A 9,564-nucleotide genomic window follows, 5' to 3' on the forward strand; every position below is an offset into this window, starting at 1 on the left:
TATATAACGGTTCGGTGGATTTATGAAGTACAGATATTTACAGGAGTGGGGTGCATCCGATGTTTGGACAGTCTGCCCTCATCCCCCACCAGCCCCATTCTCCCAAAGTGGGAGAAGCCCTCACCCTCAGTCCCTCTCCCAAAGTGGGAGAGGGATTTAGGGTGAGGGCGGCGAGCATTGGGATGCTCCAACGGAATGTACGCGAATAACGGTGGTCACCGCTATAGTTTAAAGTTCCATCGGGCTAGGATGGAACTTTAAATTGAGTTAGCGTCGCCCAGAGGGGAGATTCTCGCGATCGCCTTGTTCTTGTTTTACTTTTTTCAAAGTTTGGGTAGTCTTCCCATTGCCATTTGAAACCGACTCCTCTTCCACAATTTTTGCTGAAACTGTGCTTTCTGTTTCATCATGTCCTTTGTGCATTAACCGATATTGCGCTTTCATGGCAATAGTATAAAACACCGGAATTACATACAAACTTAAGAGAGTAGAAACAAACATTCCCCCCACAACGGACATCCCGATGGAGACCCGCGCCGCTGCACCCGCACCCGTGGCAAATGCTAAGGGTAACAATCCGAAAATGGTGGAAAAGGCGGTCATTAAAATAGGACGAAAGCGCACCTTTGCGGCATCCAGTGCCGCCTTAGTAATTGAGAGTCCTTCTTCCCGACGTTGGTTAGCAAATTCTACAATCAAAATTGAGTTTTTTGTTGCCAACCCAATCAGCATGATTAACCCAATTTGGCTATAAATATTTAGGTCTAGCCCTGCCATTAACAAGGCAGAAAATGCGCCTAATAGGGATAAAGGAACAGCCAAGAGAATGATAATCGGGTCAATGTAACTTTCAAACTGAGCGGCTAACACCAAGAAAATAAAGACGAGGGATAACCCAAAAATAAACAGGGTCGATTGTCCCGCTTCAGTATATTCCAAAGACTGACCTGCTAAAGCAAATCGCATCTCAGGGGGGATGATTTCCCGGGCTAAATTTTCAAACGCCTCTAATGCTTCTCCCAAGGTTTTACCTGGTGCAGGAGACCCCGAAATTGTAGCGGCCCGAGAGCGATTGTAGTGGTTAATTTGCGGGGGTGTGGTTGAAGGATTCACCGTCACCACACTACTCAAAGGAACCAACTGACCCGACTGAGTACGGATATAGGTTTGCTCAATATCTTGAGGAGAAGCTCGAAATTCTTTTTCCGATTGGACAATCACCTCATAGCGGCGATTTCCTTGGTTAAAGTTCGTAATCTGTTGTCCGCCTAACATAATTTGTAAGGTTCGGGAAATTTCCTGAACGGACACTCCCAAATTAGCCGCCTGAGCGCGGTCAATACTGACGATTAATTCCGGTTTAGTTAGGGTTAAATCCGTGTCCACATTGACTAATTCTGGCAAGGCATTGGCTTGATTGGACAATTCTTGGGAAACAGAAGCCAACTCCTCCAAATCACTCCCTTGCAACACGAATTCTACAGGTTGACTAAACCCGGCCCCGGGTAAAGAAGGAGGATTAATCGGCAGGACTACGGCATCGGTAATCCGCGAAAATTGACCAAATAAACGACCAATAATCTCCTGCTGAGACTGGCCAGGTTCCGTCCGTTCTGACCAAGGTAAGAGGCGAACAAAGGCAAATCCCTGGTTGACTTGACCGGGAGCACCTCGACCAAATGCCCCAATGGTTAAATAACTTTTAACTTCCGGGATTTTACTATACGCTTCTTCCACTTGCCGCATGACATTATCGGTGTAATTAATCGTTACTCCTTGCGGAGCTCGAACAATCGTAAAAATTGCCCCTCGGTCATCAGTGGGAATGAATTCTTTGGGGACTTGATTAAATAAGAAGACGGTTAAGCCTAAAGACCCGATAAAAGCAATGACTACAATGGCTTTCAAGGGCATGATTTTCCGTAAAGACCAGCGATACGCCGATTCCATGTGGTCCAAAAACAATTCAATAATCGCAAATATCCCACCTTTCATTTCACTATCACGCCGCAAGATTCGGGCGGATAATGCTGGTGCTAAGGTCAATGCCACAAAGGAAGAAATCACCACGGAACCGGCTAGGGTTAGGGCAAATTCCGTAAACAATCGCCCAGTATTTCCCCCGGAAAAACCCACCGGCATAAACACAGCAATTAAAACAACTGTTGTGGCAATTACGGCAAAGACAACCTCACTTACTCCAAGCAAGGCTGCTTGGTAGGGTTTCATATTTTTCTCTTGAATATAGCGGACAATATTTTCCAGGACGACGATGGTATCATCCACGACTAACCCGGTGGCTAAGGTTAGGGAAAATAAAGTTAGGGTATTAATGGAATACCCCAAAATAAACATCACCGCAAATGCACCGACAAGGGAAACTGGAATGGTGACGGCAGGAATTAAAGTCGATCGCCAGTCGCGCAGGAAGACAAAGATAATCAGAATAACCAACAAGGTTGCCAGAAAAAGGGAACTCCAAACTTCATTAATGGCGAGTTCCACAAATTCCGAACGGTCAAAAGCCATCTGATAATTTAACCCTTCGGGGAAATCTCTGGAGAGTTCCTCCATTTTGGCTTTGGCACCGCGTGCCACTGCAATCGTATTGGCACTAGAGAGTTTCACTACCCCCAGAGAAACTGCTGGAATGCCACCAAAACGGACAAATGAGCGCTCGCTTTCTGCACCAATTTCCGCCCGTCCCACATCTTTAAATCGGATTTGCGTCCCATCAGGATTGCGCTGAATAATTAAGTCTTCATATTCCACTGGCGTTTGCAGTCTACCGAGAACTCGGACCGAATATTCCGATTGTTCTCCCTCGACTAAACCACCCGGAATTTCTAGGTTTTCTTGCCGCAACGCTCTTTCAATATCTAAAACTGTCAGATTCCGCGCTGCCAGTTTGACTGGATCAACCCACAATCGCATGGCATAGCGTCGTTGACCCCCGATAAAGATGTTACTCACCCCGGGAACGCTTTCTAGGTTATCCGTAATAAACCGTTCGGCGTAGTCACTTAATTCCAGGGAGGTATAATTCTCCCCAAATAAGGCAAACCACACGATGGGAGAAACATCCCCTTCCTGTTTGGTGACTTGGGGGGTATCTACATCATCTGGGAGTTGACGCAAGGCCCGATCAACTCGCGATCGCACGTCTTGGGCGGCCAAATCAATATCGCGATCGAGGTTAAACTGGAGGGTAATCGAACTCACTCCTTCTCGACTTTGGGATGTGAGGGTTTTAATCCCTTCAATCCCATTCAGTTGACTTTCTAAAATTTCCGTGACTTCGGTTTCAACCACCAAGGGACTGGCACCGGGATACACCGTGGATACCGTCACGACAGGCGGGTCAATACTGGGAAATTCCTGGACTGGCAAGCGCGTATAACCGACTAACCCAATTAAGATAATCAACAGGGAACAGACGGAGGCGAAAACCGGACGTTTGACGAAAAAAGTAGTAAACATTGAGTTAGGGATTCGCGATGATTTAGGGCTAATTCCTGATCAATTTGAAGTGAGAGGTAGTGTTAGAAAATTATGCTCTCACTTGCATAAGGTCACCGATGCTTATTGAGATGGTGCCGCAGGGGGGGATGACTCGGGATTCGCGGGTGCAGGTTCATCGACAATCGGACGAATCTGAGCACCATCGGATAGTCGTTGTAAACCAGAAATGACGATGCGATCGCCATTTACCAGTCCTTCAATCACTTCCGAGCGATCGCCTTGGACTAATCCCAAGGTTACCGAGACTCGTTCCACAGTCGCCGGGTCCTCGCCTCGTGCCACAAAGATAAATCTTTCTTCCCCTTGGAAAGTAATCGCCGTAGTGGGCACCACAATCCGATTATCCCGTTCGTTCCAAACTAACTTAGCCCTCACAAACTGGCGATCGCGTAATTGTCCCTGGTTAGCAAACCTTGCCTTGGCTAAAATCGTTTGGGAATCCGAATTAACCCTCGGAGACACAAAACTCACCGTCCCCCGACTCAACGGTTCTCCATTGGCATCCGTAATTTCCACCGGCATCCCCAACCTCAACTCAGACCCGCGTTCCAGGGGAATGGACAGACGCAATTCCAAAGCATCATTTTGGGTCAAAGTGGTTAATTCCTGCCCTACACTGACGACATCGCCCACTTTCGCTGGAATATCGCCGACGATTCCCTCAAAGGGTGCGACGATATTGGCATCTTGTAACTGCACCTCCAAGGCTCTCACTTGGGCGATCGCCTCCGCCACTTGCGCCTGAGCTTGGTCAATCTCCTCGGGTCGCGTCCCATTCTCTAATTGACGTAACCCTTGCCTTGTTTCTTCCACCTCCGCTTCGGCACGGGCAATTTCTTCTGGACGTGCGCCATTTTGTCGCTGATTCAGCAGTTGCTGTGCTTCCGCCACTTGTGCTTGAGCTTGGGCAATTTCTTCCGGACGCGCCCCACTTTCTAACTGGGCTAAAGCTTGCTGCGCCTCAGTCACTTGTAATTCAGCGCCGACAATTTCCTCCAGTCGCAGGTTTTCCAGTTGCTCGACCCGTTGCCGAAATCGCTGTAAATCCGCTTGGGCACGCCGGTTTTCCGTGACGACTTCATCAAAGCGATCGCGGGAAATTGCCCCTTGATCCGCTAATTCCCGATTCCGTTCCACCCGTTCCTTGGTTAACTCCACCCGCGCCTGAGCATCAGCAATTTGGGCTTGAGCTTGGGCAATTTCATCCCCCCGACTCCCATTCCGTAAGGATTCCAGACGCGATCGCGCCTGTTGTAACCTAGTTTCAGCTTGGGCAATCTCTTCCGGACGACTCCCCGCCCGCAATTCAGCCAATCGGGCCTGGGCCTGCCGCAAACGCGCTTCAGCTTGGGCAATCTCTTCCGGACGAGTCCCCGCTCGCACCTCCGCCAATCGGGCCTCGGCTGCGGCTAAACGGGCCTCTCCTTGGGCAATTTCCTCGGGTCGGCTGCCTGCCTGTAATTCTGCCACCCTCGCTTGCGCCCGAGCTTGCGCCGCCTGCGCTTGTCGCAGTCTGGCTTCAATTTCGCGGGTATCAATGCGGGCAATCATATCGCCTCGGGAGACTTTATCCCCCGCTTTGACATTAATTTGACTCACTCGCCCTGCCATTTCTGGCCGCACAACTGCTGCCTGTCGTGCTTCTAAGGTTCCGACAAATTCCGAGGTTTCTCTTAAATTGGTCATTTCCACGGTAGCTAACCGGACTGCAACCCCTTGGGGTCGTTGGGGTGCAGCTTGCTGTTCGCTATCAGCTACAGCAGTTTGGTGGGATTGCCAAAAGTACCAGGCGGTGCCACCCCCGGCGATTAATAATAACAGAAACAGAACAGAAGCCAGCGATCGCCCCCGCCTACTGGCCCATTTAAATCTGCGTTTTTTATCCCGCAACGGTTTGTCTTGCTGTCGCTCTAATTCCGTTTCGTGGGAAACGGAAATTGCTTTTTCTTCAGTTTCCAGTTGTGAATTTGAAGGGTTTAATTTTTTCATATTTTCCCTGTTTTTGTCCGACTTCGTAATCAATCTGTTAAACTTTTATGATGCATTTATTAATTAAGGGATTTCAACCAATTAAGAAGGTTGGCGATCGCCGGAGTGATTTCTTCCTACCTTGGCTTTTCGCGTATCCCGATTCCCTTGCTGTTCCACCTCAATCGCAATCTGTTTTTGCAGCCATTTAATTTCCGAATGGAGAACATCCAAATGTCGATTCCAGACGACGACTTGATAGGAATCCTCCGGCAAGGGTTTTTCTGCAAAACTTTTGTATCGAGCGCGACAAAGCACTAAGCGATGTTCCATTAATTCCAGCCTCGCCTCCGGTTCTAAATCGCTGAAAAAGAAAAATTTAATGGCAAAACGCGCCCGACTTTTTACCCAGCTATCCTGGGGATGTTCGAGCATTTTCTCCCGCCAGCGATCGCGCCCAGTGGGAGTAATGTCATAAATCGTGCGACTGGGACCCGCGTCTCCAGATTCCCGGGCGATCGCAGCAATATAACCCCGTTCCTCCAAGCGTTTCAGCAAGGGGTAGATGGCTCCATAGTTGACGCTCATGCAGCTACTCATAAAGAGCTCCAGTTCTTGCTTCAACCTGTAGCCATGTAGGGGATGGCGTTGCAGGAGTCCTAAAGCAGAGAGTTCAAGCATTTATATCATTTTGATATATTCAGGATACAGTATAGCCTAATTAATTAAGTTTCTGGGTGATGCCAATCTTGGCCGACAGGCAGGCATGGTGCAGCGACAGGAACTCATATAGCGCGTCTAAATCATTTTGACAATGGATCCGACGCCGGATCACCTTGGAGTGCCGCACCGCTTTCGCCCGGGCTCAGGCTTGGCATTGAGCGAAAGCTATCTCTATGTCAAAATGATTTAGACGCGCTATATAGGGTCTTGAGTTCTTGATGTTCAACTGTAATAATTTTTTTGCTGGTGCAGCCTTGGAAACCATATCTGTTAAAACACTCATGGTTGCCTGACAGCAAAAATTCTTGATGTAGCTGTGATCATTCAAGAGTAGACTCGTCATTTTTAGGACCCCCACAAATTGAGCAGACAAGTTGCTGTGGTAGGGGGAGAACAGATGGGGAAAATAAAAAAGCTATTCAAGTTGCATTTGCTTCAGCATGGCTTCAAATTCAGCGATGTTTACCTGAATGTCCTCTAGTCTTAGGTGGGGATCTTCAAATGGCTTGGGTCGTTGACCTGACCCAAATAGGTAATAATAGTCTAAGCCAACTGGGTTGGAAATGTTCCAATAACTGACACTGACATAGTTGGGGGAATAAATCTCTAATACTTTAGTGTTTTTCGGACAAAAAATGAGATTCGTAAGTCCAGCACCATGAGGGGCGACTACACAGTTAGCGGTGGCAAATAACTCGATTTGCTCGGATAGGGAATAGTCTTCTAGGAAAACTTTCTCAAATCCTTTTGTTTGCAACCTATCAAATATTATCTCCTCATTGAGAATCCGTCGGCTGCTGGCTTTGTTGCGGCTAATGTAGAGACGTCTGTTTTTTTGAGAGTCATCGGAATCAAGAATTGTCTGGGGGACTAATTCTTGCCTGAGAAAATCAAAGGCCCAGTTCCCAATATTACAGGTTTGGTGACGAACAAAGGAGGGGACTAGCAGACGCTTGGCTTGTAGGTGAGGGTAATCTGCTGCGGTGATAATTTTCTCTTGGGGAATATTGAGAAGATTGAGTGAGTCGCGCTGAAAGGCATGGGCTAGGTCATTGACGATAAAATAATCGATGTCTTCAAACCAATCTGGCGATCGCCTCAGTAGGGCATATCGAGGTAAAACATCCACGATCCAGTGAAAAAACGTGTTGCCACCGGCAGAACTTAATACGGCAACGGTTTTATCTAGGTAGGTAATTGGACCAATCTCCTAGTGGAAAATTGGATGTTTTTCAGGGTTATTTGGGTCAATTTTCATGTGAATTGACGCATCAGATAACAGGTAATTATCTGGAGTAATCACAGCGACGCCCTTGCAAAACCGTCCACCTTCTACTGATGCTAGATAGGCAGGTCGGGACAGGGTTCCATAGTCTAGGGTGAATTTCCAGTACAGTTCGGAGTCAATGGTTTTGGGTGCTTTGCGGCATAGGGTTTGAGGAGGATAGATGTTTTGTATTAAACCATTGGACTTGCGCTGGCGATCACAGAGTTGGTTCCACCAGTCACCAATTGTTGGATAAAACCCCTGGGGGGTATAGGATTTCTGGATTTTCCGTAAGAACGACTTGATATAGGATTTCACTTTGTTTGTTTGATGCGTCACAGCCATGAATATGGGTCTTTAGCCTTTTTAGCATATTTTGATGAATTGGTCAACAGAAATCTCCAAACATCAAAAAATAGGCTTTAATAAGATTAACACTTGTTTTTTTATGCCATGAGTTTACTTCTAAAATATATTGAAAATACCCCAAAGGAAACCGGCGGGTTATAGGAATAACTCAGAAGCAGTTTCCAGGATTGTGGACGCAATCTGAACCTTTACATCTCCCCCAAAAAGCGGATAACCAAAAAATAAAAACTACCAATAATGTGCGACTACCTGCTTCTCTAATCAATCTATATGTTCGGAATAAATTCTATTAACCGGCTCTTCAGGACTTATGGTGATAAGTCCTGAAGAGCCTTTGATTAATCGAGACTACATCTTGATTATTTCATGAGGGTAGGCCAAGGGGGTGCAAGATTGACGCGATCTCCAACTACAATCACCCCTATTCCCCCACTTTCAATGGGGAGAACCCTTTGAAACTATTGCATCAACACCGGAGGGATGGCAGTTTGCCGGTGGGGAACTGCGCCCGGTGAATTTAAAGTTCGCATTACACTTAAAACTGCCAAATAGTGCTACCTTACAAGAAGTTGTTGGTTATCCGTAAAAGCTGCTGCTACCAGGCTTTCTATAGCCCCTCAATATGGTATAAAATGCAAAAACTTCTCTCCTTTTTACTTTCGCTAAAATTTATTGGCATTCTGATTGGTCTTGTTCTTTTATACGCTATCCTTCCGGTCATTCTACCCTTTGTCGGTGTTAGATTGTTTGACTTATTGGGGTGCGATGCTGGGGGATCTGGACCCCAAATTACTTGCCCAAATCAGATTGAAGAGATTTTGACCTATATGATGTTGACGTACTGGTTCGCTATCTTTACTCTTCCCACAGGTTTCCTGGTCGCGGGAGTTTTAGTCATTATTCTGGTCTTGCGTTTTGTCATGCTCGAACGACGTCATTAAGAGGACTTTTCCAACCCTTTACTCAACTCATTATATGTAATAGTGGCTAGTTCCTTTAGGTGCGATCGCATCTTGCTGCCTTCCACTCTTCGCAATGCTGATTGCATCCCCAGCAACTCCCTGAGCTACCGACACCTTCCCAGTCGGTAGCTTAGTCAGACTAATTTAAGACTCGCTATATAAACCATTTGCTCCCAGAGGACGCTTTTAACCCTTGTCCAAGTGTTATAACTGTGGATTAATACAACCCAAAATTAACCCATCAATGCCACTGACTGGCAATATAGGCGTTTTTAATTGAGCCGCTAAATCCTCCACGGTCATATTATCTAAAAACCGGGTTTCCCCATGTTTTAACATCACATCGGGTAACAAAATTGCATCGCCTAACGGTCTATTTTGCAACCCGTTCAGCAAATCTTGACCTGTTAACACTCCAGTAACGCTCATGGTTTGTCCCCAGAACTCGCTACTGCCCTGTGGACAGGGGACGGAGATTTCTCAGTCCCAGTTATCCCATCAGAGGCTAAAGAATTACCGGAAAATCCGCTCACGAGGCGCGAACAGGAAATCTTGGCAATGATTGTAGCCGGACGGAGCAATCAGGAAATTGCAGACCTTCTCTACATTGCTCCTGGTACTGTCAGAGTCCATTACACAGCAAAGAGTGGACTCTTTTCTAAGATCCACTCTCTGTTAAACTCTCTTAGCCCTAGCTTTAACAAGCTGGAGTTAAGTCCTTACTTTACCTAGTCCTTAATGATTCTCTTGTCA

Annotated in this window: 8 protein-coding genes; 2 read left to right on the top strand and 6 right to left on the bottom strand. The window is 46.8% G+C overall.

The features are described from left to right. Positions 1 to 59: 59 nt before the first annotated feature. Positions 60 to 209, top strand: a complete 150-nt coding sequence (locus J0895_RS12670; RefSeq protein WP_207088455.1) for a hypothetical protein — start codon at positions 60 to 62, stop codon at positions 207 to 209. A gap of 58 nt (positions 210 to 267) precedes the next feature. Here the strand turns inward: J0895_RS12670 and J0895_RS12675 are convergent, their stop codons facing one another. From J0895_RS12675 to J0895_RS12700, 6 genes are all read right to left on the bottom strand, one after another. Then, positions 268 to 3,480, bottom strand: a complete 3,213-nt coding sequence (locus J0895_RS12675) for an efflux RND transporter permease subunit (RefSeq protein ID WP_207088456.1) — start codon at positions 3,478 to 3,480, stop codon at positions 268 to 270. Between the two features lie 102 nt (positions 3,481 to 3,582). Further along, positions 3,583 to 5,511 carry an efflux RND transporter periplasmic adaptor subunit gene (locus J0895_RS12680; protein WP_207088457.1) on the bottom strand — a complete coding sequence of 643 codons (1,929 nt, stop codon included), beginning with the start codon at positions 5,509 to 5,511 and terminating at the stop codon, positions 3,583 to 3,585. An 81-nt stretch (positions 5,512 to 5,592) separates the two neighbouring features. Beyond that, positions 5,593 to 6,171 (bottom strand): PadR family transcriptional regulator, encoded by a 579-nt coding sequence (locus J0895_RS12685; RefSeq protein ID WP_207088458.1) that lies wholly within the window; start codon positions 6,169 to 6,171, stop codon positions 5,593 to 5,595. 457 nt (positions 6,172 to 6,628) lie between these two features. After that, positions 6,629 to 7,420, bottom strand: a complete 792-nt coding sequence (locus J0895_RS12690) for a glycosyltransferase family 61 protein (protein WP_340643502.1) — start codon at positions 7,418 to 7,420, stop codon at positions 6,629 to 6,631. 3 nt (positions 7,421 to 7,423) lie between these two features. Further along, complete coding sequence (locus tag J0895_RS12695) at positions 7,424 to 7,798, bottom strand: hypothetical protein (protein ID WP_207088460.1); 375 nt, start codon at positions 7,796 to 7,798, stop codon at positions 7,424 to 7,426. Between the two features lie 1,217 nt (positions 7,799 to 9,015). Further along, positions 9,016 to 9,288, bottom strand: coding sequence for a DUF512 domain-containing protein (locus J0895_RS12700; protein ID WP_340643503.1), 273 nt, complete (start codon positions 9,286 to 9,288; stop codon positions 9,016 to 9,018). Here J0895_RS12700 and J0895_RS26965 point away from each other — a divergent pair. After that, positions 9,244 to 9,543: a helix-turn-helix domain-containing protein gene (locus tag J0895_RS26965; RefSeq protein WP_422894328.1), complete on the top strand. Its 300-nt coding sequence runs from the start codon at positions 9,244 to 9,246 to the stop codon at positions 9,541 to 9,543. The genes J0895_RS12700 and J0895_RS26965 overlap by 45 nt on opposite strands. Positions 9,544 to 9,564 lie beyond the last annotated feature (21 nt).

The organism is Phormidium pseudopriestleyi FRX01 (assembly GCF_017313335.1).
In the GTDB taxonomy this organism is placed as follows: domain Bacteria; phylum Cyanobacteriota; class Cyanobacteriia; order Cyanobacteriales; family Laspinemataceae; genus Laspinema; species Laspinema pseudopriestleyi.

Bases quoted from the DNA above. Each gene is read 5' to 3' on its own strand.
- J0895_RS12670 (WP_207088455.1), top strand. From the start codon at position 60: ATGTTTGGACAGTCTGCCCTCATCCCCCACCAGCCCCATTCTCCCAAA.
- J0895_RS12675 (WP_207088456.1), bottom strand. From the start codon at position 3,480: ATGTTTACTACTTTTTTCGTCAAACGTCCGGTTTTCGCCTCCGTCTGT.
- J0895_RS12680 (WP_207088457.1), bottom strand. From the start codon at position 5,511: ATGAAAAAATTAAACCCTTCAAATTCACAACTGGAAACTGAAGAAAAA.
- J0895_RS12685 (WP_207088458.1), bottom strand. From the start codon at position 6,171: ATGCTTGAACTCTCTGCTTTAGGACTCCTGCAACGCCATCCCCTACAT.